The sequence below is a fragment of the Vibrio ouci genome, assembly GCF_004551525.1.
Classification (GTDB): domain Bacteria; phylum Pseudomonadota; class Gammaproteobacteria; order Enterobacterales; family Vibrionaceae; genus Vibrio; species Vibrio ouci.
Genome location: NZ_SATR01000023.1, coordinates 38,055 through 60,741 on the forward strand (window position 1 = coordinate 38,055; position 22,687 = coordinate 60,741).

Annotated in this window: 25 protein-coding genes; 15 read left to right on the forward strand and 10 right to left on the reverse strand. The window is 43.5% G+C overall.

Annotated elements, in window-relative coordinates; genetic code table 11:
* The first annotated feature begins 39 nt into the window (after nucleotides 1–39).
* Genes ELS82_RS15210 through ELS82_RS15225 form a run of 4 tightly spaced genes read left to right on the forward strand, consistent with a single transcriptional unit; the run spans nucleotide 40 to nucleotide 2,525 of the window.
* Nucleotides 40–906 carry a winged helix-turn-helix domain-containing protein gene (locus ELS82_RS15210; RefSeq protein ID WP_134836229.1) on the forward strand — a complete coding sequence of 289 codons (867 nt, stop codon included), beginning with the start codon at nucleotides 40–42 and terminating at the stop codon, nucleotides 904–906.
* Between the two features lie 11 nt (nucleotides 907–917).
* Nucleotides 918–1,436: a regulatory protein ToxS gene (locus ELS82_RS15215; protein ID WP_134836230.1), complete on the forward strand. Its 519-nt coding sequence runs from the start codon at nucleotides 918–920 to the stop codon at nucleotides 1,434–1,436.
* Nucleotides 1,437–1,480: 44 nt separating this feature from the next.
* Nucleotides 1,481–2,236 carry a sulfite exporter TauE/SafE family protein gene (locus ELS82_RS15220; RefSeq protein ID WP_134836231.1) on the forward strand — a complete coding sequence of 252 codons (756 nt, stop codon included), beginning with the start codon at nucleotides 1,481–1,483 and terminating at the stop codon, nucleotides 2,234–2,236.
* Nucleotides 2,237–2,246: 10 nt separating this feature from the next.
* The gene (locus tag ELS82_RS15225; protein ID WP_134836232.1) at nucleotides 2,247–2,525 is read left to right on the forward strand and encodes an Rdx family protein; all 279 of its coding nucleotides are present in this window, start codon (nucleotides 2,247–2,249) and stop codon (nucleotides 2,523–2,525) included.
* Between the two features lie 50 nt (nucleotides 2,526–2,575).
* Here the strand turns inward: ELS82_RS15225 and yfcE are convergent, their stop codons facing one another.
* From yfcE to ELS82_RS15250, 5 genes are read right to left on the reverse strand one after another with little or no spacing between them, the layout of a single operon-like run.
* The gene (gene yfcE, locus ELS82_RS15230) at nucleotides 2,576–3,124 is read right to left on the reverse strand and encodes a phosphodiesterase (protein ID WP_134836233.1); all 549 of its coding nucleotides are present in this window, start codon (nucleotides 3,122–3,124) and stop codon (nucleotides 2,576–2,578) included.
* A 50-nt stretch (nucleotides 3,125–3,174) separates the two neighbouring features.
* Nucleotides 3,175–3,579: a CBS domain-containing protein gene (locus ELS82_RS15235; protein ID WP_134836234.1), complete on the reverse strand. Its 405-nt coding sequence runs from the start codon at nucleotides 3,577–3,579 to the stop codon at nucleotides 3,175–3,177.
* Nucleotides 3,576–3,926: a P-II family nitrogen regulator gene (locus ELS82_RS15240; protein WP_134836235.1), complete on the reverse strand. Its 351-nt coding sequence runs from the start codon at nucleotides 3,924–3,926 to the stop codon at nucleotides 3,576–3,578. Before ELS82_RS15240 ends, ELS82_RS15235 begins: the two co-directional genes overlap by 4 nt.
* Nucleotides 3,916–4,710 carry a DUF1538 domain-containing protein gene (locus ELS82_RS15245; RefSeq protein ID WP_134836236.1) on the reverse strand — a complete coding sequence of 265 codons (795 nt, stop codon included), beginning with the start codon at nucleotides 4,708–4,710 and terminating at the stop codon, nucleotides 3,916–3,918. The genes ELS82_RS15240 and ELS82_RS15245 overlap by 11 nt, the downstream gene beginning before the upstream one ends.
* Nucleotides 4,707–5,441, reverse strand: a complete 735-nt coding sequence (locus ELS82_RS15250; RefSeq protein WP_134836237.1) for a DUF1538 domain-containing protein — start codon at nucleotides 5,439–5,441, stop codon at nucleotides 4,707–4,709. The genes ELS82_RS15245 and ELS82_RS15250 overlap by 4 nt, the downstream gene beginning before the upstream one ends.
* A 238-nt stretch (nucleotides 5,442–5,679) precedes the next feature.
* Between ELS82_RS15250 and ELS82_RS15255 the strand changes: the two genes are divergently transcribed.
* The 6 genes from ELS82_RS15255 (at nucleotide 5,680) to ELS82_RS26330 (ending at nucleotide 10,680) form a co-directional block, all read left to right on the forward strand.
* Nucleotides 5,680–6,594, forward strand: coding sequence for a TIGR01777 family oxidoreductase (locus ELS82_RS15255; RefSeq protein ID WP_134836238.1), 915 nt, complete (start codon nucleotides 5,680–5,682; stop codon nucleotides 6,592–6,594).
* 44 nt (nucleotides 6,595–6,638) lie between these two features.
* Nucleotides 6,639–7,466, forward strand: a complete 828-nt coding sequence (locus tag ELS82_RS15260; RefSeq protein WP_134836239.1) for an SDR family oxidoreductase — start codon at nucleotides 6,639–6,641, stop codon at nucleotides 7,464–7,466.
* A gap of 322 nt (nucleotides 7,467–7,788) precedes the next feature.
* Complete coding sequence (locus ELS82_RS15270; RefSeq protein ID WP_134836240.1) at nucleotides 7,789–8,643, forward strand: co-chaperone YbbN; 855 nt, start codon at nucleotides 7,789–7,791, stop codon at nucleotides 8,641–8,643.
* 141 nt (nucleotides 8,644–8,784) lie between these two features.
* The gene (locus tag ELS82_RS15275) at nucleotides 8,785–9,708 is read left to right on the forward strand and encodes an SPFH domain-containing protein (protein ID WP_134836241.1); all 924 of its coding nucleotides are present in this window, start codon (nucleotides 8,785–8,787) and stop codon (nucleotides 9,706–9,708) included.
* A gap of 8 nt (nucleotides 9,709–9,716) precedes the next feature.
* Nucleotides 9,717–10,169 (forward strand): NfeD family protein, encoded by a 453-nt coding sequence (locus ELS82_RS15280; protein WP_134836242.1) that lies wholly within the window; start codon nucleotides 9,717–9,719, stop codon nucleotides 10,167–10,169.
* A gap of 340 nt (nucleotides 10,170–10,509) precedes the next feature.
* A complete protein-coding gene (locus ELS82_RS26330) occupies nucleotides 10,510–10,680 on the forward strand; it encodes a hypothetical protein (protein WP_167489336.1) in 171 nt (56 codons plus the stop codon).
* 44 nt (nucleotides 10,681–10,724) lie between these two features.
* Here ELS82_RS26330 and ELS82_RS15285 read toward each other — a convergent pair whose 3' ends face one another.
* The 4 genes from ELS82_RS15285 to zipA form a co-directional block, all read right to left on the reverse strand.
* The gene (locus tag ELS82_RS15285) at nucleotides 10,725–11,495 is read right to left on the reverse strand and encodes a DUF2057 family protein (RefSeq protein WP_134836243.1); all 771 of its coding nucleotides are present in this window, start codon (nucleotides 11,493–11,495) and stop codon (nucleotides 10,725–10,727) included.
* A 79-nt stretch (nucleotides 11,496–11,574) separates the two neighbouring features.
* On the reverse strand, nucleotides 11,575–12,648 hold the full coding sequence (locus tag ELS82_RS15290; protein WP_134836244.1) for a porin: 1,074 nt from the start codon (nucleotides 12,646–12,648) through the stop codon (nucleotides 11,575–11,577).
* Between the two features lie 498 nt (nucleotides 12,649–13,146).
* Nucleotides 13,147–15,156: an NAD-dependent DNA ligase LigA gene (gene ligA / locus ELS82_RS15295; protein ID WP_134836245.1), complete on the reverse strand. Its 2,010-nt coding sequence runs from the start codon at nucleotides 15,154–15,156 to the stop codon at nucleotides 13,147–13,149.
* A 152-nt stretch (nucleotides 15,157–15,308) separates the two neighbouring features.
* A complete protein-coding gene (gene zipA, locus ELS82_RS15300) occupies nucleotides 15,309–16,202 on the reverse strand; it encodes a cell division protein ZipA (protein WP_134836246.1) in 894 nt (297 codons plus the stop codon).
* Between the two features lie 203 nt (nucleotides 16,203–16,405).
* On the opposite strand from zipA, the gene cysZ reads away from it, so the two are divergent.
* The 5 genes from cysZ to crr all read left to right on the forward strand — a co-directional run bounded on the left by cysZ (nucleotide 16,406) and on the right by crr (nucleotide 21,362).
* Complete coding sequence (gene cysZ / locus ELS82_RS15305; RefSeq protein WP_134836247.1) at nucleotides 16,406–17,152, forward strand: sulfate transporter CysZ; 747 nt, start codon at nucleotides 16,406–16,408, stop codon at nucleotides 17,150–17,152.
* Between the two features lie 205 nt (nucleotides 17,153–17,357).
* Nucleotides 17,358–18,326 (forward strand): cysteine synthase A, encoded by a 969-nt coding sequence (gene cysK, locus ELS82_RS15310; protein WP_134836248.1) that lies wholly within the window; start codon nucleotides 17,358–17,360, stop codon nucleotides 18,324–18,326.
* A gap of 300 nt (nucleotides 18,327–18,626) precedes the next feature.
* Nucleotides 18,627–18,884 (forward strand): HPr family phosphocarrier protein, encoded by a 258-nt coding sequence (locus ELS82_RS15315; protein ID WP_004415108.1) that lies wholly within the window; start codon nucleotides 18,627–18,629, stop codon nucleotides 18,882–18,884.
* Nucleotides 18,885–19,022: 138 nt separating this feature from the next.
* The gene (gene ptsI / locus ELS82_RS15320; RefSeq protein ID WP_134836249.1) at nucleotides 19,023–20,747 is read left to right on the forward strand and encodes a phosphoenolpyruvate-protein phosphotransferase PtsI; all 1,725 of its coding nucleotides are present in this window, start codon (nucleotides 19,023–19,025) and stop codon (nucleotides 20,745–20,747) included.
* 105 nt (nucleotides 20,748–20,852) lie between these two features.
* Nucleotides 20,853–21,362, forward strand: coding sequence for a PTS glucose transporter subunit IIA (crr, locus tag ELS82_RS15325; RefSeq protein WP_053441769.1), 510 nt, complete (start codon nucleotides 20,853–20,855; stop codon nucleotides 21,360–21,362).
* Between the two features lie 71 nt (nucleotides 21,363–21,433).
* On the opposite strand, the gene ELS82_RS15330 is transcribed toward crr, so the two are convergent.
* Complete coding sequence (locus tag ELS82_RS15330) at nucleotides 21,434–22,612, reverse strand: 2-octaprenyl-3-methyl-6-methoxy-1,4-benzoquinol hydroxylase (protein WP_134836250.1); 1,179 nt, start codon at nucleotides 22,610–22,612, stop codon at nucleotides 21,434–21,436.
* Nucleotides 22,613–22,687 lie beyond the last annotated feature (75 nt).

Genomic DNA, 22,687 nt, shown 5'->3' on the forward strand with positions numbered 1-22,687 from the left:
ACTACCTTCTGAAACCTTTACAAAAATGGCCAATGATTGATGAGTAATATAGGTACTAAGTTTAATCTTGCAAACAGATTCACTTTTGACCCGAATACAAACTCTCTTATCGATAAGGAAACCGATAATGAGCTTATTCGCTTAGGAAGCAATGAGAGCCGTATTCTTCTGCTACTTTGTGAAAAACCGAGTGAAATTGTCTCCCGAAACGATCTGCATGATTTCGTTTGGCGCAAGCAAGGCTTTGAGGTTGATGACTCAAGCCTAACACAAGCAATTTCGACGTTGCGAAAGCTCCTTAAAGATTCCACTAAATCTCCAATGTTTGTGAAAACCGTGCCAAAGCGTGGTTATCAGCTGATTTGTACTGTAGAGCGTACTACTCCGTTAATGAGTGGCGAATCTGATATCGAAGAAAACGTCGCGACAGATGACGTTGAAATCGTCGATATCACTGATACAGAGGCCGTAACAGAAGGGCCTGTAAGCCCTCAGGTTGAAGAATCGCAGCCAACAAAATCAGTGGAACAGCCAGCCCCGCGTCAAGCATGGAGCCTGACATCTAAATTGTTCTTGGCATTAGCTTTATTCCTACCATTATGTGTTGTGTTATTTACCAACCCAGCAGAATCTGAATTCCGTGAACTGGGTGTATTTGGCAATACTCCAGTGAAAACGCCAATCAACCACCCAGACTTAACTCAGTGGTACCCTTCAATTAAGCAGTGTGTGAAAAAGTACAATGAGACACACTTGGATGACGTTGCGCCAATTGAAGTGATTGCAACCGGAGGTCAGAATAATCAACTGGTGCTGAACTACATTCACTCGTTAGATCATTCCGGTCAAAACATCACACTACGCATCTTCGCTGAACAAGAAGATCTAAGTAAAGTTTGCCAATAGGAAGCATCACAATGAATCAGAAAATTGCAGCAGGCCTACTTGTTTTTTCAGCACTGTTTAGTGGATGGCTATATTGGGGTAGCGACTTAAAAGTTGAGCAAGTCATTACTTCTCACGAATGGCAATCAAAGATGGTTACCGTCATTACAGCACCACTTCAGGAAGAGTCGGTTGGTCCACTACGTAAAGTAGATGTCTCTTCTAACGTGAAGTATTTGCCGAACAATACGTATATCCGTGTCGCCACAGTTCGTTTATACGCCAATGACGATCAGTCTGCTGAGAGTGTTATTAACATCTCTGAAACCGGTGATTGGGACATTAGCGACAACTACCTGTTGGTCTCTCCAACTGAGTTCAAAGATGTCTCCTCTGCACAAAGCAAAGACTTTACTGAAGCGCAGCTTAAGCTCATCACTCAGATCTTTAAGATGGATGCGCAGCAAAGCCGCCGCATCGACATCGTTAATGAAAAGACCTTATTGCTGACCAGTCTGAGTCACGGCTCTACCGTACTTTTCAGTAACTAAATTCAATTAAAGGGGCATGAAGCCCCTTTCTTTTTCTTAGTATCATGGATTGGATTAATACCTTCGCCCTATTTCTCGGCTCATTGCTAGCCAATACACTCGCTTCACTCTCTGGTGGTGGCGCGGGATTGTTGCAGTTTCCGCTACTGATTTTCTTTGGTTTACCTTTTTCGGTCGCTTTGGCGACGCATAAAATCGCCAGTGTTGCTCTAGGACTTGGCGCGGCGTACGCGCATATCAAACATAAAAGCTTCTCAGTTGGCGTTGCCGTCTACTTAATTTTCGTGGGTAGCATTGGCGTCGTGATCGGCGCCAATATTGTCCTTCTCATTCCAGAAGACCTTGCTCAAAAAATGCTTGGGATAATGATTTTGGCGCTGGGTATCTACTCTCGACTCAAAAAGCAACTTGGCCAGGAAGAAGTACAATCTCACCGTGATCCACTGGGCTGGTTTATAGGGGGGATAGGACTGATGCTGATCGGGGTGATCAATGGATCGTTAACCGCTGGTTCTGGTTTACTGGTGACTTTATTTCTTGTCCGCTGGTTTGGATACAGCTACAAACAAGCTGTTGCCCTTACTATGCTATGCGTCGGCCTGTTCTGGAATGGTATTGGCGGAATCGCTGTTGCCCAAGCAGGAGCCCCTATTTACTGGCCTTGGTTACCTGTGTTGCTACTGGGTTCATTTTTAGGTGGTAGCCTCGGCGCTTACCTTACGACACGTTATAGTAACAAGGTAATAAAAACCTGTTTCGAAGTTCTCACATTCGCGGTTGGCGTTAAATTATTAGTCTGAAGAGGGTGACATGGAAAAAGCTAAAATTGATATTTATTACTGTCGTCAGTGTAACTGGATGCTACGCTCAACTTGGTTAACACAAGAGCTATTACACACGTTTAGCGAAGAAATCGAAACTGTCTCACTACACCCTGATACTGGGGGTAGATTCGAAATCCATTGTAATGGGAAGATGATTTGGGAGCGAAAACAGGATGGCGGTTTTCCTGAAGCAAAAATTCTAAAGCAACGCGTAAGAGATGAAATTGATCCCGAAAGAGATCTCGGCCATTCGGATCGTAAGTAACTGCTCTCATTACCCTCAAATTTTGGCAGCCAAGCAAGGCTGCCTATCAACTAGCTAAGTGACGTTTGTGCTAGCACTTCACCGTCAAAAGTAACCACGCTAAGTTGGTTGTCTTCTAGCAAACCATAACTAGCCGCGTACCCATCGCGCGGGAAAGTGATCGAGCCTGGGTTAAAAATAAACTGACCATTATCCAACTCTGCAACTGGGATATGAGTGTGCCCATGAACAATCACATCACCTTGTTTCAGTGGTGGTCGCTTATTTGAATTATAGAGATGACCATGAGTTAAGAACAAACGCTGCCCAGAAGGTAGCATCACCCAAGCATAATCCATCATCATAGGAAACGAGAGTAGCATCTGGTCAACTTCGCTGTCGCAGTTACCACGTACAGCGATGATCTGGTCAGCATATTGGTTAAGAAGCTCACTAACCGCTGGTGGGTTGTATCCGTCCGGCACAGGGTTACGTGGACCGTGGTTAAGCACATCACCTAAAATAACCAACGTCTCAGCGCCAGATTTTCTATATTCAGCCAGTACTTTTTCAGTTGCAGGCAAACAGCCATGCAGATCAGAGGCAAAAAAGAGTTTCACGACATCATCTCCTCAAAATTAATCAGGAAATTCTACGCTCACTTTGTCGATTAGTCATCCCTAGCCATGCCGTTAATGACGATATTATTGTAACTGACCATACCGATGACTTTTCCCTGTTCAATCACAGGCGCTCGACTAATCCCAAATCGTTCAAACAATCGCGCGCAATACTTGACGTTCATCTCAGGCTCAACGCTTAGAGCAGGTTTGGTCATAATTTCGTAGATGTTGGTTCTTTCCGGAGAACGGTTTTGAGCCAATACCTTTTTCGCAATATCGTTCATTAAAACTAGGCCATACTCGTCATCATCACAGCGCTTATTGACCACCAGCGCTTTAACCCCGTGCTCACGCGCTAATTGAATTCCCTCTTTAACCGTTGTTAAGCCATCAATAATCACATAAGTATTGGCCATCACATCCCGAACACAGACTTTCGTTTGCTGATTCATAATTCATCCTCAACTACTTTAGTTAACTTCTCTACTTGGTGTGCTACGCCAACGGCATCTTCAATATCAATTTGTATTGCGATTCCTTGCCCCGACTCTTGATCAAACTCGCCTACATCACTGATAGTTTCTAATATATGGCGAGATAAATGCTCTTCCACTACGAACAAAAGCACATCCTTTTGTACCTCTAGCGTCAGGCCAAAGAAGGTTTTCTTCTGATTGAGCCCTTCGCCTCGAGCATTGTTAATCACTGTTGCCCCAGTAGCACCTGCATCTCTTGCTGCAGTCAGTACCGCGTCTGTTTTGCTGTCTTCAACGAAGGCCAATAGCAATTTAAAGCGCATTTTCTTCATCCTCACGTTTTGTTTCTTTATTGAGCCACTGCGTTATTTGCGCGTAACCCATAACGGAAATCATTGGAAATAAACTCGCAAAAGCAATCAAGCCAAAGCCATCAATCATTGGATTACGCCCCGGGACCGTAGAGGCAAGCCCTAAACCTAATGCCGCGACTAAAGGCACGGTAACAGTCGAAGTCGTGACCCCACCAGAGTCGTAGGCCAATGGAATAATGAGCTTGGGAGCATAAAAGGTTTGAATAACTACAATTACGTAGCCGAAAATGATGTAGTAATGAATAGGATCGCCCACCACAATCCGATAGCTCCCGAGCGAGATACCAAAAGCAACCCCAAGGGCGACTGCGATCCTTAACCCATTGACACTGATACTGCCGCCCGACACTTGATTAGCTTTTAGCGCTACAGCAATTAGCGAAGGCTCAGCAATGGTGGTGCTAAACCCTATAAAAAAGGCGAAAAGATAAACCCAGTAGTAATCAAACCATTCAAAGTTAGCGCCTAGTGAAAGCTGAAATTGCTTAATAAAATTTGGCGCGGTTAATTGAGATGCCATCGTTTCACCAAGTGGAAACAAGGCGAGATCAAGGCCGATAAGAAAGAGGGATAAACCAAGTATCACGTAGAAGAAACCAAGCATCACCTTTGCAGGGTTGGCAATGGGTTTTCTTAATACGGCAAACTGGAAACCAAAAATGATGCTCGCAATCGGCACAACATCGCTAACCGTATCAATGAATATCTCTGCAAAATGACTCCACGCGATCATGCCACCACCATCCCGTACACCATGACAAACATCATCGGCAATAAAGAAGCGAAAGCGATCAAACCAAACCCATCAATCATTGGATTGCGTCCTTTAATCGCAGAAGCAAGCCCAACGCCAAGCGCTGTCACTAAGGGGACTGTAATCGTCGAGGTGGTCACGCCACCTGAATCATACGCAACACCAATGATGCTAGGCGGAGCGAACATAGTGAGGATCACTACGCCGATGTAGCCGCCGATGATCATGTACTGTATCGGCCAGCCTTTAAGGATTCTCAGCACTCCTAATAGAATCGCAATACCAACAGACAGCGCCACGGTATAACGAAGGCCATTGGCGTACTCTTCCATAGCGATTTCATCGTTAGCGATCATCCCGCCTTCAGCGGCCACTTCTGCGGCTTCTCCAGCGACAGCAGTTAAAGCAGGCTCAGCAACCGTAGTACCAAAACCAAGACAAAATGCGAAGATCAATAACCAAAAAACACTGCCTTTACGCGCGAACGCTTGAGCCATGCTTTCTCCGATAGGAAATAACCCCATCTCTAAGCCAAAAATAAAAAAAGTTAAACCGAAAACAACAAGCAGGAGCCCGAAGAGAATCGAGACTAAATTGGGTAGGGGCTCTTGTAGAACAACGAGCTGAAAGAAAGCAATCACAAGAATGATTGGCGTCAAGTCACGCAAGCTACCAAAAAGCGCTTTTAACAGCGCGGTCATTGCTTCCATTGGTTGCCCTTACTCAGTCTTAACGCTTCGCAAAATGTAAGCATGGCAAACAATTCACCTTTCTGATGTGATAGCAGCAACATAGCGCATGACAAATGTAACCAAATGTGAATTATGTGATATTGCTACATGTGATCACGTTTAGCGCTAAGTCGCTATAATTAGTAACAATAGTTGGCTATGGTTAAAGACTAACGGTGGCATAAAAACCGATTCTAACGGAGTGAAAGAGATTCAAATGAAGGTATTGCTGACAGGTGGAACAGGGTTTATCGGGCGAGAGTTGTTAAAACACTTAACCACTCATGAAGTGGTGTTGCTCACTCGACAGCCTCAAGCGGCCAAACGCATCCTCAGCCACACAGATATGGGGAATGTCACCTATATTTCTGATCTTGACCAGTTTCACCATCTGAATGATTTTGATGCCGTGATTAACTTAGCTGGCGAACCGATCGCCGATAAACGTTGGACGAAAAAACAAAAGCTCACTATCTGTAATAGCCGCTGGAAACTTACTGAGGATTTAGTGGCACTTATTCACGCCAGCACGACTCCTCCTGAGGTATTTATTAGCGGCTCAGCGGTGGGCTACTATGGTGACCAGCAAGAACATCCTTTTGATGAAACATTGCACGTGAGTGACCTAGGTTTTCCTCATGAGGTATGTGCGAAGTGGGAGCAGATTGCTAATCGTGCACGCTCTGAAATGACCCGTGTCTGCTTATTAAGAACAGGGGTTGTATTAGCACCACAGGGAGGGGCACTAAATAAGATGCTGCCTCCATACCGTCTTGGACTTGGTGGACCTCTTGGGCAAGGTGACCAGTATATGCCGTGGATTCACATGCTAGATATGTTGCGCGGTATCATCTATCTCCTCGACACGCCTCATGCGCATGGTGAGTTTAATCTATGTGCTCCCCACCCCGTCACCAATAAGCAGTTTAGCCAAACCTTGGCCAAGACACTTAAGCGACCTCATATTCTTATGACGCCTAAATGGGTTATGTCTCTTGCGATGGGTGAAAGCTCAGTCTTACTGTTTGATAGCATTCGAGCTAAACCGAAGAAGCTGACAGAACTTGGTTTCCACTTTAGTTACTCACGCATTGAACCCGCGCTAAAAAACCTATTACAACACCATGAATAATCCAGTAATCTAGTCAGCCTTATGGATAACTTTTCTCGCTCAAGATGAACAAATCTATTCTCATTACCGGATGTTCAACAGGCATCGGTTACGTCTGTGCCCACGCGCTACATAAGCGAGGCTATCAAGTCATCGCTTCTTGTCGAAAGCAACAAGATGTGCAAAGACTGCAGTCTGAGGGTTTAACCTGTATACAGCTAGATCTAGCGAACCCAGACAGCATTGAGCAAGGGGTGGCAGAGACGCTATGCCTTACCAATGGAAAGCTAGATGCGCTATTTAACAACGGAGCATATGGCCAGCCAGGTGCACTAGAAGATCTCCCTACTGACGGGCTTAGAGAGCAGTTTGAAACCAATTTTTTTGGTTGGCATCAATTGGTATGTTTACTACTACCAACAATGCGAAAGCAAGGCCATGGGCGCATTGTTCAAAATAGCTCAGTATTGGGATTTGCAGCGATGAAATATCGTGGAGCTTACAACGCTTCAAAGTTTGCTATTGAGGGATGGACAGATACATTGCGATTAGAGCTGATGGACACAAATATCCATATAAGCCTAATTGAGCCAGGTCCTATTGAAACACAATTTCGCGCCAATGCTTTACTCGCTTTCCAACGCTGGATTTCCGTTGAGGGAAGCGCACATGAAGCTCAATATCATCAACAAATGGCGCGCCTAGATAACGATAAATCTAATAATGCATTTGTGTTACCCGCGGAGTCCTGCATCGCACCATTGATTGATGCGTTGGAGTCCCCTAAGCCAAAGATACGTTATCGAATCACAACACCAACCAAGGTGTTTGCTGTATTAAAGCGACTCTTACCGACGAGGCTACTCGACAAAATATTGAGGCAAGCTGCGTAAAACAAAATGTATGTTTGTAATTATTTCGTAACAATAAGACGCTAAATTAACCATTAGGGCATACCCTAACCAATAGATTTAAGCGCTACATTCGGAATAATAATATGTCATTAAACCAGTTAAACTGGCTGAGTGTCGGTGTTGCGCTAACGTTGTTTATCGTTTTATAGACACCTTCGCTTGCCCTTTCGGGAAACAAAAATACCGCCTTATTTGGCGGTATTTTTGTTTATCATCATGACATTGTTCAATAACTTATCTTGAAGTCTTATCGCTCTGCCCATATCTTTGCTTTATAGACCACGTTGCAAGGAAAACTCAGATGCAATCACCTTTTATTGTCGAGCTAAACGAACAGAACTTCCGTCAAGTACTGGAAGGCTCAATGCAAACGCCTGTGCTCATCCATTTTTGGGCCCCAATGAACCAAGAAAGTGCGCAAATCATTCCAGATCTACAAATGCTCGCTCAGCAATACAATGGCGCGTTTACTCTCGCTTTACTCAACTGCGAACAAGAGCAGGCGATTGCAAGTCAGTTTGGTGTTCAAGCCTTGCCAACAATTGCCCTATTTCTCAACGGCCAAGCGGTCGATGGCATGGGTGGACCACAAACGATTGAAGCGATAAAAGGGATGCTAACCAAGCATTTACCTAGCCAAGATGAGCTTACCTTAAAGCAAGTTAGTGAATTAATTCAGGCTGGTCAGCACGCCCAAGCTTTACCCCTTCTCGAAGGATTAGAAGACGCTTTAAAACAGAAAGGCGACATTAAACTTGCCCTTGCAGACTGCTACCTTGAAACGCAAAACTTTGATCAAGCAAAAGCCTTGCTAGAGCACATCCCACTAGAATACCAAGACAATTACTATAAAGGCTTAGTGGCTAAGTTAGAGTTACATGCGCAAGCGGCTAACAGCCCAGAAATTCAATCTCTTGAAGCTTCACTAGAGCAAGAACCTGATAATATTGAACTGATCAACAAGCTTGCTTTGAGCTATCACCAAGTCAATCGTGATGAAGAAGCATTAGAGTTACTTTGGAACCTGCTTAAGTCTGATCTTAATGCGCTCGACGGCGAACTGAAGAAATCATTTATGGATATCCTCGCAGCATTAGGACAAGGTAACCCAGTAGCAGGTAAATACCGTCGCCAACTTTACTCAGTTCTTTATTAGACTCTTCTAAATCAATTACTTAAAGCCGGTTTATCCGGCTTTTATTCTGCCTAAAATATGCCAGAGTTCTCATTTATGCCATTGTTTCAATTGAGCAATTAAGCAACAATTACTCAACTATTCTCATAAGGAACTTCAGATATGGCTATTGATTCATTGATTACAATTGGTGTTTTCCTCGTCGTGGCGATTGCGCTGATCTTTGCCGCTGTTAAAACCGTCCCTCAAGGTAATAATTGGACCGTCGAACGGTTTGGGCGCTACACTCACACGTTAAAGCCTGGCCTCAACATTATCATTCCATTCATTGATGGCGTTGGCCATAAAATCAACATGATGGAACGAGTCTTAGACATTCCAGCCCAAGAGGTAATTTCAAAAGACAACGCAAATGTCACTATTGATGCCGTTTGTTTTGTTCAAGTCGTCGATGCCGCTCAAGCAGCCTATGAAGTCAACGATCTTGAACACGCGATTCGTAATTTAACCCTGACAAACATTCGTACCGTGCTTGGTTCAATGGAGCTGGATGAGATGCTTAGCCAGCGCGACATGATCAACACTAAACTGCTATCTATTGTCGACGAAGCTACTAACCCTTGGGGTGTGAAAGTTACCCGTATTGAGATTAAAGATGTTCAACCACCAGCGGATTTGACCGCCGCGATGAACGCGCAGATGAAAGCGGAGCGTAATAAGCGCGCAGAAGTACTAGAGGCTGAAGGTATTAGACAAGCAGAGATCCTCCGAGCAGAAGGTCACAAGCAATCAGAGATCTTAAAGGCTGAAGGTGATAAGCAAGCCGCTATACTTCAAGCAGAAGCTCGTGAGCGTGCAGCAGAAGCCGAAGCACGCGCGACTACTATGGTTTCTGAGGCCATTGCCAAAGGCGACATGCAAGCTGTGAACTACTTTATTGCGCAGGGCTACACCGAAGCGATTAAGTCCATAGGCCAAGCTGAAAACGGAAAAATTATCATGCTACCGCTTGAGGCGACTGGATTAATGGGTTCAGTAGCGGGCATTGCGGAAATGTTTAAGCACTCAAATGAAAAGAGTGAGTAGAGGTTAATTTGATTGAATTATTAGACAGCATTAATCATTGGCACTGGCTAGCTTTTGGCCTTGCTTTGCTCGCACTAGAGTTGCTTGGTACCGCTGGCTACTTTCTATGGCTAGGTTTATCTGCACTTATCGTTGGGGCGCTACTCACGTTTATCCCCATGAGTTGGCAACTACAATGGGTGTCATTTGCTGTATTCTCGCTTGTCACAACTTGGCTATGGTGGCGAAAACAGTTTAAAAAAGACAAGCAAGGTGACGCCCAGCGCGATCTCAATCAAAAACACAAACAGCTTATTGGGCAAACTGTAGTGCTAGAAGAGGATTTTCCGACTGGTAAAGGTCGAATAAAGCTTGGTGATACGACTTGGACAGCACAATCTTCACAAGATTTAAAAGCGGGATCTATCGTTGAAGTACAAGAAGTTAACGGAATTGTACTGACAATTAGTGAAAAAATTTAAAATAATTTAGGCTCTTTATAGAATTAAAGAGCCTAATAACCTTCCACTTCATACCAAACCCAAAAACTCCTCTTAATTATCAATGGCTTTAAAACTATTAATTAAAAAATAAGTTTATGTATTAGTTACTGCCTGACTAATAATAACCACCAAATATAATTAAACGTTATACTAGCCTAGCTGTTTATCAAAAGGTTATTATTTAATTCTTCGTTCAAAGTAACTCTTAATTAGAGACTCTAATTATCTATACCGTCTATTTTTTTGATCTTTATCTAACTTTGCACATACTAGGTATATCACCAAGGTGATAATAATCACAATTATTAGGAGAGATACCATGAAACGCTTAGTCGCTTTAATGATAGCCGGACTATTTTCGATTTCAGTCTATGCTGGCTCTACGGGTAGTACTGAAATGGGACCATTTGTAGATTGCCATTTACCTGATGGAAAAATGGATTATATTCCAAGTGTGATGTGTAAGAATGCGGGTGGAGTAGTTAAGTGAAGATATTGGAAAACGCACCCAATATTTTTGGGTGCGTTTAAAAATTAAAGACTAATTAAATGTGCTAACACTTTTTTTCTTTCAGAGCTATTTGCCTTATTAAACCAATAACCTAACATTTGTACTGGTTGGCTTGCCCCTTCTGGGATTTCAACTTCAGACTTATTTCTTCCTTCGAACGCAATTTCTGTAAACTGCTCGATATCTTCATCGCTAGCTTGCTGCAGCCAATATTCCATCATATTGTTCTGAGATGGCTGGCTCGAAACTGTTGCTGTAGAGCTTTCTTTAGCTACGTTGGATTCTGTTGCGGTAACAGCTACTGCAGAGGAAGCCGCAATAAGTTTTGGATAGTGTTTAGAGTTGAACTTAGCAAGTTCTTTTTCAAAATCTCGAGTGATTCCACCAAGGTTTGGCAGTTCGTCTAAATCATATTTGACGCTTTGGCCTTGTTTGTTTGTGACCGAAAAGCGAGGGTTAGCATCAAAATCTTCTGCTTGATCTAAGCGCATGATTTTAGCATCGGGTGCAATAAAAAGTTGCTGATTTTCTTCAGTAAACGTTAACACAAAAGCTTTTGAGTTAAACTTCTCTTTTTCTCCTAGTTTTTCAACTAATTTGGAAACTTTGATTACCACTTGGTTAGTGCCATCAGGAACCGAGTAGCCTGATTTAGAAAAAAACGAATATCCAACCTCTTCTCCGCCAACGAGTAACGGCGAGATGTCCCTGTCAAATTCAATATTCACTTCCGCTCTTGGAGCAAATGAAGCAACCATAAAACCAATAACAGACAACCTTTTTATTACTTTCATTTATATCTCTCCTTGAGTGAAAAGAGCATTCTTTATACAAAGAATGCTCTTGCTTATTGTATGGTAGAAAGTATCTAAATTAGAAGTAGTATTCCATACCAACTAGGACACGGTGCGCCCAATCTCCGCCATCAAACTCGTAGTTACGAGAATCGATGTACCAGTATGAGCTTGGTAATAGGTAACCAAATCGAGCTGTCACTGCTTGGTCACCAGTATTTTCTGTGCCATCTGCATCATCTGTAGCTGCGTAGCCAGCTTTTAGAACGTACTTGCTATCGATTACGTATTGTGCCGTAGTTGAATAAGCATTTTGGCCAACATCGCCCACTTCCATAGCTTTGTATGCTGCGGTAAGAGTGAAGTCACCTAGGAATAATGAACCACCGACGATTGCGTAATTGCGGCTTTCAATAGTCTGTTTGCTATCTGAACCACCGTCAGCATCCCACGCGGCCCAATCTGGGTTTAGAATTACATCACCATTATCGTTCGTTGTGAATTTTTCAGGCTCATCTACGCTACCTTCGTAAGAACCTTGGTGGTAGTAACCACCATGAACACTAAACATACCTTTAGTGAAAGACGCACCTACACTTGATACCATTTGGTCAGTATCTGTAGTCATGCCACTTAATGTAGCTTGGAAGTTGAAGCCACCGAAGTTAGCTGAGTCAAAACGTAGAACACTGTCAGCACGGTCTTGGTAACCGCCACCGATATCGTTGTTCCAGTCAAATACGTTGCCTAGACCTGGGTTTGAGTGTGGCCAGTCTACATAGTTGTATGCAGCAACTAGCTGACGACCATATTTGAATTGACCTACGCCTTCAAAATCAAGACCAAGGTAAGTATCACGTGCACCTAGACCACCAGTTTTGTCACCGTTGTTCGCGTTACCACCTTCCATCTGCCAGATAAAGTTTGGCGAAATATCGTCAAACTCAACGACGCCACGGAAACCGATGCGAGACTCGATGTCAGCACCAACACTTTGAGTGTCGTTTGCATCGATAAGAGTGATGTTACCAGCCGCTTGGCCGTAAAACTGAACTGCGTCACCCGCAAGTTGGATCGCTGCGTTTGCTGAACCAGTCATTGCAGCTGTTGCTACTGCTGCACCTAAAAGCGTACGTTTAAACATTTTGTCCATGGAATAAACTCCTAAAAATGGATATAGCTGTCTTATTATTTTTTCTCACCTTAAGTTGGCCGCCGAAGGGAGAAAGCATTTCCTATGTTGAAAACCAAAACTCATCATGAACTTCAATTTTCTTTTTCCTGCATACACGCGGTGTATCCATGCTTCTCAGACTAACTTCGCATCGAAAAACATCAACCAGAACTTAATTTCCATATAAAAAAATATGACCCGCTACAAACTTTTATAATTCCAGTGATCCAGATCTCCATTTCACGACATCCAGGAGCTACAAAACATAAAAAACAACTAAAAACAGTGGGTTACAAAATAAAAAAACATAAACCAACTTGAAGTGACTCGCATTTTTTATTTGATAAATTACGTTTTACTCATGAATAAGACATTAATCACAGAAGCATATCCCATGATATGAAGGCTAAAAATAAGACATTATTCCAGACATAAAAAAAGCCACCGCAATGGTGGCTTTTTTTCATCTAAGGGTGATTACATAAGGGAAATTAAGTCGTCTTCTGTTCGTATTTCAATGCCTAATTCTTGTGCTTTTGCTAATTTCGAACCTGCATTCTCGCCAGCAAAAAGAATATCGGTTTTCTTAGAAACACTCCCCGTCACTTTCGCACCTAAATTTTGCAACGCTGCTTTAGCATCGCTACGTGTCAGTTGCGACAAAGAACCAGTAAGGACAACTGTCTTACCCGCTAATGGCTGCGGAGTGCTGTCATCTTTCTCTTCAATATCTGGCCAATTAACACCCTGTAACACAAGGTCATCAATTACCGTAAGGTTTTTTTCTTGAGCGAAGAACGCGGTGATATGACTAGCAACAATCTCACCAATATCTTGAACTTCAATTAGGGCTTCATGGCTTGCAATTTTAACTGCATCCAAGGTTTTAAAATGCTGAGCTAAGTTTGCAGCCGTCGCTTCCCCTACTTCACGGATACCCAGTGAATATAGGAAGCGTGGCAACGTGGTCTCTTTTGACTTGTTTAGTGCATCAACCACGTTTTGTGCTGATTTTGGCCCCATACGGTCAAGTACTGTTATCACGCCGGCAGATAACTTAAACAGATCAGCTGGCGTTTCAACCATTTCACGATCGACAAGCTGCTCAATCACCTTCTCACCTAAACCGTCTACATCAAGAGCTTTACGAGAAACAAAGTGCTTAAGAGCCTCTTTGCGCTGTGCTTGACAGACAAGACCACCAGAACAACGCGCCACCGCTTCGCCTTCAACGCGTTCAACTTGAGATTTACATACAGGGCAATTCTCAGGGAAAATGATCTCACGAGCGTTATCTGGACGACGCTCATAAACAACCGACACAATCTGAGGAATCACATCGCCCGCACGGCGGATAACAACCGTATCGCCAACCATAACGCCAAGGCGCTCAATTTCATCAGCATTGTGCAGCGTTGCGTTACTCACGGTCACGCCGCCAACGAATACAGGCTCTAGTTTCGCTACAGGCGTAATCGCACCAGTACGTCCAACTTGAAACTCGACATCATTAAGTAAGGTAATCTCTTCTTGCGCCGGGAACTTATAAGCAATTGCCCAACGAGGTGCTCTAGCGACAAAACCAAGTTGTTCTTGGAGTGCAATATCGTCAACTTTAATCACCACCCCGTCAATTTCATACGCAAGCGACTCACGGCGCTCTAGAATATTTTGGTAATACGCTTTGACTTCATCAAGGTTAGAAACACGCTTGGTTTCTGGACACATTGGTAGCCCCCAGCCTTTAAGCTGTAGGAAGCGCTCATAATGGCTAGAGGATAATTCAGCTCCCTCAACGACACCTACGCTGTAAGCATAAAAGCTCAATGGGCGTGTTGCGGTAATACGAGAGTCTAACTGACGTAAACTACCTGCGGCCGCATTACGTGGGTTTACAAAAACCTTGTCACCTTTTTTCAGCGCTAGCTCGTTAAGTTTGTCAAAACCTGCTTTAGGCATAAATACTTCACCGCGTACTTCAATGCGCGCTGGCCAACCTTCCCCTTGCAGCTTAAGTGGGATAGCTTTAATCGTACGAACATTCTCGGTAATGTTTTCACCCGTTGCACCATCACCACGCGTTGCAGCCTGAACCAACACACCGTTTTCGTATAAAAGGCTTACCGCTAAACCATCAAGTTTCGGTTCACAGCAAAATACGTCAAATGTCGCACTCGAAATTCGATCTCTCATTCGTTTGTGGAAGCTTTCAAGTTCGCCATCATCAAACGCGTTATCAAGCGATAGCATTGGGATCTCATGCTTTACAGAATCAAAGCCATCTAGGGGCGCACCACCAACACGTTGGCTTGGCGAGTCAATGCTCATTAACTCAGGGTGCTGAGATTCAAGCTCCATGAGCTCGCGCATTAAACGATCATATTCAGCATCTGGGATTTCCGGACTGTCTTCTACGTAGTATTTCACTCCGTGGTAGTGAAGCGTTTCACGTAGCTGATTAAGCTTTTCTTGAATCTCTATAGACATGGCTAACTCTATTATTTCTTTAGTGCGGAGGTGATTGATTAAATCATTTTGAGTTTGAAAGTGGGAGTATGAACATCCCCATCACTGTTCGCAACTCTATCGTGATCGAAAAAAGGCTCCCAAAAGGAGCCTTCTAAATTAGGGCGGTTGGCTTAAGCTTGTTGAGCTGCTTTAAACTGCTGAATTTGCGCTCTATAGCTATCCAAGCGGTTTGGAGTCATTAGGTTTCGTGCGTCATCAAGAACATTAGCACCTAAGTCATCCGCTATCTGCTGAGCAGTCCTGAGCATTAGCTTAAAGTTCTGCTCTGCGTCACCAAAACATGGCATGGTCATAAAGAATGAGATGCCTTTGGTGGTAAATTCAGCGGGGTCATCATGCTTCAATGTACCTGGCTGCATCATATTCGCGACACTAAATAACACTTTGCCGGTTCCTGAAAGATCTGCGTGACGGTGGAAAATATCCATTTCACCATAGATCAAACCATTTTGCTGCATGCTATCAAAGAGCTTAGTGCCAACAAATGACTCATCGCCAGCGCAATGAACGTTTAGAACAATCACTTCTAAAGGAACCTCTTGTTCAACTTCAGGCTCCGGCTCAGAAACTGCTTCTTCTATTACTGACTCAGTCACTACAGGCGCAATCTCTTCCACCTCATCAAGCGACTTAGTTGAGAATGATGGTACCTCAAGTTCAATCTCTTGCTCTTTTTCCGCAACAGTCGCTTTTTCTGAGTAAACTTGTGCTTCTGGAGCTTCAGGAGTTGGGTAACTATCGATCAACGGATCGGCAGCCATCTCCTCTTGCTCAACAAAGCCCGGCTCTTTACGCTCTTTCTTGATGATTTCAAAATCATCTTCTGGAGCAAACGCTCGTTCAGGTACTACGTCCGTGTCATCATTGTCGACATCTAACTTGCCAAGCGGTTTATTGCCAAACTTGGCCTTCCCTTCTTTTTTACTTGTCCATAATCCGTGGAACAATAAAGCGGCAATCGCTAATGCTCCGACAATTATGAGTACAAATCGCAGTTCCTGCATTTTTAGCTCTCATTTGCTCGATATCAGCTAATTAACATAACTCATATCAAATCTGTTTTAACCTTACTATGAGTTACTCTACCAAAACTCTCCCCTGTTTTAGAACAACTTAATGTTAGAAGTTCCTATAATGTTGTGATTTTGAACACGCTTTTTTCTTGTTAAGATAGAAAGCGTTCGTTTTTACACCACTAGTAATGATTATGAAAACACATTTACAACAACGTTCAGGCTTTGGATATTTCTTTCATGGCATTGAACTCGCACTCACTCCTGGCATTCGTCAATTTGTTCTCATGCCGCTGCTTGCCAATGTCATTCTTGTTGGTGGAGCACTATTTTATCTTTTCTCAAACCTCAACATTTGGATTGAGCAGTTAATAGGCCAGTTACCTGACTTTCTCTCTTGGCTTAGTTACTTACTATGGCCTTTGTTAGTTCTAACTATCTTGGCCACCTTCTCTTATTTCTTTAGCACATTGGCGAACTTTATCGCAGCGCCTTTTAACGGGTTACTGGCAGAGAAAGTGGAAGAGCACTTAACCCAAAAGAAGGTTAATGAAGATGGAATGCTAGCGGTGATTAAAGATACGCCAAGAATTTTGGCTCGTGAGTGGCGCAAACTTGTCTATGTTCTACCCAAAGCAATTGGCTTATTTTTGTTACTGCTCATACCTGCATTAGGTCAGACGGTAGGCCCAATCTTGTGGTTTGTTTTTACGGCTTGGATTTTGGCGATTCAGTACTGTGACTACCCATTTGATAATCACAAAGTGACCTTTAATGACATGCGTTACAGTTTGAAACAAAAACAAGGCAAGGCGTATGGGTTTGGAGTGCTGGTTTCTGTGTTCACAACCATTCCAGTGCTCAACTTGATTGTTATGCCTGTTGCCGTTTGTGGCGCAACGTCAATGTGGGTAAACGAGTTTAAGAGTCAACATAGTTAACTTATCCCCCCCTAAAGCGAAGCGCATATAATTATGTGCGCTTCGTCTGAATTCATATCATATAACTTTTTAATCCTTTTCTCGGCCTGATTCCTACCATAACCTTCTAAGCAGACAGACATAATCGTCATATATAGAACATAAGCTTACTTATCCCCTATAGTGTTGATTTAAGTAAGCACTTAATCAGATGAAGGATCACACCATGAGCAAAATCTACGAAGACAACTCTCAAACTATTGGTAACACTCCTCTAGTACGCCTTAACAAAGTCAGCAACGGTAAAGTTCTGGCAAAAATAGAAGCACGTAACCCAAGCTTCAGTGTTAAGTGTCGTATCGGCGCAAACATGATTTGGGAAGCGGAAAAGGCAGGCACTCTTAAGCCAGGCGTAGAACTTGTAGAGCCAACAAGTGGTAACACTGGTGTTGCACTTGCATTCGTTGCAGCGGCTCGTGGTTACAAACTAACGCTAACAATGCCTGAGTCAATGAGCCTTGAGCGTCGTAAGCTACTTAAAGCCCTTGGTGCTAACCTTGAACTAACAGAAGCGGCAAAAGGTATGAAAGGCGCAATTGCTAAAGCGGAAGAAATCGTTGCTAGCAACCCTGAAAAATTCCTACTACTACAGCAGTTCAACAACCCTGCTAACCCACAAATCCATGAAAAGACCACTGGTCCTGAGATTTGGGAAGCAACTGACGGTGAAATCGATGTATTCGTCGCTGGTGTTGGTACCGGTGGTACTATCACAGGTACCAGCCGTTACATTAAAGGTGAGAAAGGCAAGAACATTGTTTCAGTTGCTGTAGAGCCAGCAGAATCTCCAGTGATTGCTCAAGCACTAGCAGGTGAAGAAATTCAACCAGCTCCGCACAAAATCCAAGGTATTGGCGCAGGTTTCATCCCTGGCAACCTAGATTTGGAAGTGGTAGACCGCGTAGAAGCAGTAACTTCTGATGAAGCGATTGAGATGGCTCGTCGCCTAATGGAAGAAGAAGGTATTCTAGCGGGCATCTCATCAGGTGCTGCTGTTGTTGCTGCAAACCGCTTGGCGGAACTACCTGAATTTGCAGGAAAAACCATTGTAACCGTCCTTCCTAGCTCAGGTGAACGCTACCTAAGTACAGCCCTATTTGCTGGCATCTTTACTGAGAAAGAGAACCAACAGTAATACGGTGTCAAATCAATTTTTCGCCTAAAAAAGCCCCATTCAGGGGCTTTTTTGTTGATCCCTGCCTCACCTTTGGTAATATCAGGGCTGTTTTATTTTTAGCTTCAAAATAAAGAGCTAAATAAGAATTTCTATCAATGGCGAAAGAAAGCATAGACTGGAATCGCGATTGAATAATTTACAACCAGTATCAGTTCTGACACGAAATGAACGTTCTGCATCTAGCAGAATATAATATTTGGAGTTAAGCTAGTTCTGGTTAAGAAACTATCAAAAAATAAATCAATTGGGGTATATAACATGTACGAGAAGCAAGTAGAAATCACTGCAGAAAACGGTCTTCACACTCGTCCAGCTGCACAGTTCGTTAAAGAAGCTAAAGCATTCGACGCGGACATCACTGTGACTTCTAACGGTAAAAGCGCTAGCGCTAAGAGCCTTTTCAAGCTACAAACTCTTGGCCTAGTTAAAGGTACAGTAGTTTCTATCTCAGCTGAGGGCCCTCAAGCTCAACAAGCTGTAGACCACCTAGTTGCTCTAATGGACCAACTACACTAATTCGGTCTCCTATTTTCAAAGCCATTTTGTGAAAGCAAAATGGCTTTGTTGGAAATAGGCCAAAATATAAGCTACAAATATTCGTTAGCGCACTCATTATTCTCCCGTTTTTAAAGTTGACCAATTTAAGGTAAGGCTATGATTTCAGGCATCCTAGCATCTCCTGGTATTGCTATCGGTAAAGCACTACTACTTCAAGAAGATGAAATCGTTCTAAACACTAACACTATCACTGAAGACCAAGTTGAAGCAGAAGTTCAGCGTTTCTTTGACGCTCGTAACAAATCTTCAGCTCAACTAGAAGTTGTTAAGCAAAAAGCACTTGAGACTTTCGGTGAAGAAAAAGAAGCGATCTTTGAAGGTCACATCATGCTTCTTGAAGACGAAGAGCTAGAGGAAGAAATCCTAGCACTAATCAAAAAAGACAAGATGCACGCTGATAACGCGATTTACACTGTTATCGAAGAGCAAGCAGCTGCTCTAGAATCTCTAGACGACGAATACCTAAAGGAACGTGCAACTGACATCCGTGATATCGGTACACGTTTCGTTAAAAATGCACTAGGCATCAACATCGTTTCTCTAAGCGATATCAATGAAGAAGTTATCCTAGTAGCTTACGATCTAACGCCATCTGAAACTGCACAGATCAACCTAGACTACGTTCTTGGTTTTGCTTGTGACATCGGCGGTCGTACTTCTCACACTTCAATCATGGCTCGTTCACTTGAACTTCCTGCTATCGTTGGTACTAACGACATCACATCGCGCGTTAAGAATGGCGACATGCTGATTCTTGATGCGATGAACAACAAGATCGTTATCAACCCATCTGAAGCAGAGCTAGAAGAAGCGAAAGCAGTAAAAGCGGCATTCGTTGCTGAGAAAGAAGAACTGGCTAAGCTAAAAGACCTACACGCAGAGACTCTAGACGGTCACCGTGTAGAAGTTTGCGGTAACATCGGTACTGTAAAAGACTGTGACGGCATCATCCGTAACGGTGGTGAAGGCGTTGGTCTGTACCGTACTGAATTCCTATTCATGGACCGTGATGCACTTCCAACTGAAGAAGAGCAGTACCAAGCGTACAAAGAAGTTGCTGAAGCAATGGACGGTGAGTCGGTAATCATCCGTACTATGGACATCGGTGGTGATAAAGATCTTCCTTACATGGATCTTCCACAAGAGATGAACCCATTCCTAGGCTGGCGCGCAGTTCGTATCAGCTTAGACCGTCGTGAAATCCTTCGTGACCAGCTACGCGGCATCCTACGTGCATCAGCACACGGTAAGCTTCGCATCATGTTCCCAATGATCATCTCTGTTGAAGAGATCCGTGAACTGAAGAAAGCAATCGAAGAGTACAAAGCTGAACTTCGCGCTGAAGGTCTAGCATTCGACGAAAACATCGAAATCGGTGTAATGGTTGAGACTCCTGCAGCAGCAGCTATCGCGCACCACCTAGCGAAAGAAGTAGCATTCTTCTCTATCGGTACTAACGACCTTACTCAGTACACTCTAGCAGTAGACCGTGGTAACGAGATGATCTCTCACCTATACAACCCACTATCTCCAGCAGTACTAACAGTGATCAAGCAAGTAATTGATGCTTCTCACGCTGAAGGCAAATGGACTGGTATGTGTGGTGAGCTTGCAGGTGACGAGCGTGCAACTCTACTTCTACTAGGTATGGGCCTAGATGAGTTCTCAATGAGCGGTATTTCTATCCCTAAAGTGAAGAAAGTTATCCGTAACTCTAACTTCGCAGAAGTTAAAGCGATGGCTGAAGAAGCGCTTTCTCTACCAACAGCAGCAGAAATTGAAGCAGTTGTAGAAAAATTCATCGCAGAGAAAACTCAATAATCAACTAATTCCAATGAGATAGACGGTAAAAAAAGTCGTCTATCTCGCAAGATTGGTATACTATAATTCGACAGAATTAAACGAAAACGTTAGGAGCATGACACAATGGGTCTGTTTGACAAACTTAAGAAGCTAGTATCTGACGACAGCGCTGACGCTGGTGCAATCGAAATCATCGCACCTCTTTCTGGTGAAATCGTAAACATCGAAGATGTGCCAGATGTTGTTTTTGCTGAGAAAATCGTTGGTGACGGTATCGCGATCAAGCCTGCTGGCAACAAAATGGTAGCTCCTGTAAACGGTACTATCGGTAAGATCTTCGAAACTAACCACGCGTTCTCTATCGAATCTGACGACGGCGTTGAGCTATTCGTTCACTTCGGTATCGATACTGTTGAACTAAAAGGCGAAGGCTTCAAGCGCATCGCTGAAGAAGGTCAATCAGTTAAAGCTGGTGACACTATCATCGAATTCGATCTAGCTCTTCTAGAAGAGAAAGCTAAGTCAACTCTTACTCCTGTAGTTATCTCAAACATGGACGAAATCAAAGAGCTGAACAAGCTTGCTGGTTCTGTAACTGTTGGTGAAACTCCAGTACTACGTGTAACTAAGTAATCTTACTTAGCGAAACATTAAAAACGCAGCCGATTGGCTGCGTTTTTTTATACCTCAGTATTTTATTCTGGCTATTTCAGCCCCAATGCGTACTTCAATACTTGGGCTTTCAAAGGCCCTGTATTTTCAGCCATTTTAAGAGCAGCATTACGCACTAGCTTCAGCGGCGCAATATCATTGCTAAACCCTTTGTAGAAAAAGTCCATTCCTGACTGCATCAGCAAGTTATCTGGGCGGCGCTTCCTTTCATATTGCGCTAAAACACTTTGTGATAACGCGTCTTTGCCTTCTGTCACTTCAAGTAGCACTTCAACATCTTTAAAGCCAAGGTTCACACCCTGCCCTGCCAGTGGATTAATCGTATGAGCAGAATCACCGACAAGCACACACTGGTTGGCGGAATAAGATTGCGCATGACGACGCGTCAATGGGAACGAACCAGCTTGAAGCACTTTGATATCACCAAGCTCTTGCGGAAAGTGAACCAATACTTCTTCGCGCAATTGAACTGACGACATCGCTGATAACCGCCTAATACGACTTGGAGAGTCATACCAAACCAACGAGCCTTGAGTACTCTCCTTTCCATCAATGTGAAGAGATGCAAGAGGAAGAAACGATCTTGGACCAGACGGCGTAAACTGTTGCCAAGTAATATCTTGCTGAGGAAGCTGGGTTTCAACATTGATCAACATGCAGTGCTGACGATAATCCCAAGCGGTAATACCGATACCAGCCAACTGGCGAACTTTTGAGTTAGCGCCATCAGCGCCGACAATTAACTCCGCAAAGATAGATTGACCAGATGACAGCTTAACCTGATTCGTTTCGCCAAAGATAATATCATCAAGTGTGTCAGGACAATAAAGTGTTACGTTATCGAGCGATTCTAACTGCTGCCATAAACCAAGTTGAATCAACCGATTTTCAACAATGTAGCCCAGTTGCTCCATACCCAGAGATTCAGCATGGAAGCGAGTTCGACACTCAGGATGCTCCCACGTTTCTAAACGTCGGTAAGGGCAAACACGCATAGATTGGATTGCATTCCATGCACCTAACTCTGTCAAAATAGAAACTGAATGCTCAGAAATGGCAGAAACACGAATATCTAATGGTTGCTCTGGGCTAAACGGCTTGAGTTTGGCTCCTTCAACGACCGCTACCTTGCGGCCTTGCTTGGCAAAACCAATCGCGGTTGCGGCCCCAACCATGCCTCCGCCAATCACTGCAACGTCAAAATCGCTCATAATTTGTACTTCATCATATTGATTATTTGGCTGTTTTTTATTGTACGTTTTCATTACCAAAATGTAACCAAAAAC

Coding starts and splice junctions, on each gene's coding strand:
- ELS82_RS15210 (WP_134836229.1), top strand. CDS start 40: ATGAGTAATATAGGTACTAAGTTTAATCTTGCAAACAGATTCACTTTT.
- ELS82_RS15215 (WP_134836230.1), top strand. CDS start 918: ATGAATCAGAAAATTGCAGCAGGCCTACTTGTTTTTTCAGCACTGTTT.
- ELS82_RS15220 (WP_134836231.1), top strand. CDS start 1,481: ATGGATTGGATTAATACCTTCGCCCTATTTCTCGGCTCATTGCTAGCC.
- ELS82_RS15225 (WP_134836232.1), top strand. CDS start 2,247: ATGGAAAAAGCTAAAATTGATATTTATTACTGTCGTCAGTGTAACTGG.
- ELS82_RS15235 (WP_134836234.1), bottom strand. CDS start 3,579: ATGAATCAGCAAACGAAAGTCTGTGTTCGGGATGTGATGGCCAATACT.
- ELS82_RS15240 (WP_134836235.1), bottom strand. CDS start 3,926: ATGCGCTTTAAATTGCTATTGGCCTTCGTTGAAGACAGCAAAACAGAC.
- ELS82_RS15245 (WP_134836236.1), bottom strand. CDS start 4,710: ATGATCGCGTGGAGTCATTTTGCAGAGATATTCATTGATACGGTTAGC.
- ELS82_RS15250 (WP_134836237.1), bottom strand. CDS start 5,441: ATGGAAGCAATGACCGCGCTGTTAAAAGCGCTTTTTGGTAGCTTGCGT.
- ELS82_RS15255 (WP_134836238.1), top strand. CDS start 5,680: ATGAAGGTATTGCTGACAGGTGGAACAGGGTTTATCGGGCGAGAGTTG.
- ELS82_RS15260 (WP_134836239.1), top strand. CDS start 6,639: ATGAACAAATCTATTCTCATTACCGGATGTTCAACAGGCATCGGTTAC.
- ELS82_RS15270 (WP_134836240.1), top strand. CDS start 7,789: ATGCAATCACCTTTTATTGTCGAGCTAAACGAACAGAACTTCCGTCAA.
- ELS82_RS15275 (WP_134836241.1), top strand. CDS start 8,785: ATGGCTATTGATTCATTGATTACAATTGGTGTTTTCCTCGTCGTGGCG.
- ELS82_RS26330 (WP_167489336.1), top strand. CDS start 10,510: ATGAAACGCTTAGTCGCTTTAATGATAGCCGGACTATTTTCGATTTCA.
- ELS82_RS15285 (WP_134836243.1), bottom strand. CDS start 11,495: ATGAAAGTAATAAAAAGGTTGTCTGTTATTGGTTTTATGGTTGCTTCA.
- ELS82_RS15290 (WP_134836244.1), bottom strand. CDS start 12,648: ATGGACAAAATGTTTAAACGTACGCTTTTAGGTGCAGCAGTAGCAACA.
- ligA (WP_134836245.1), bottom strand. CDS start 15,156: ATGTCTATAGAGATTCAAGAAAAGCTTAATCAGCTACGTGAAACGCTT.
- zipA (WP_134836246.1), bottom strand. CDS start 16,202: ATGCAGGAACTGCGATTTGTACTCATAATTGTCGGAGCATTAGCGATT.
- cysZ (WP_134836247.1), top strand. CDS start 16,406: ATGAAAACACATTTACAACAACGTTCAGGCTTTGGATATTTCTTTCAT.
- cysK (WP_134836248.1), top strand. CDS start 17,358: ATGAGCAAAATCTACGAAGACAACTCTCAAACTATTGGTAACACTCCT.
- ELS82_RS15315 (WP_004415108.1), top strand. CDS start 18,627: ATGTACGAGAAGCAAGTAGAAATCACTGCAGAAAACGGTCTTCACACT.
- ptsI (WP_134836249.1), top strand. CDS start 19,023: ATGATTTCAGGCATCCTAGCATCTCCTGGTATTGCTATCGGTAAAGCA.
- crr (WP_053441769.1), top strand. CDS start 20,853: ATGGGTCTGTTTGACAAACTTAAGAAGCTAGTATCTGACGACAGCGCT.
- ELS82_RS15330 (WP_134836250.1), bottom strand. CDS start 22,612: ATGAGCGATTTTGACGTTGCAGTGATTGGCGGAGGCATGGTTGGGGCC.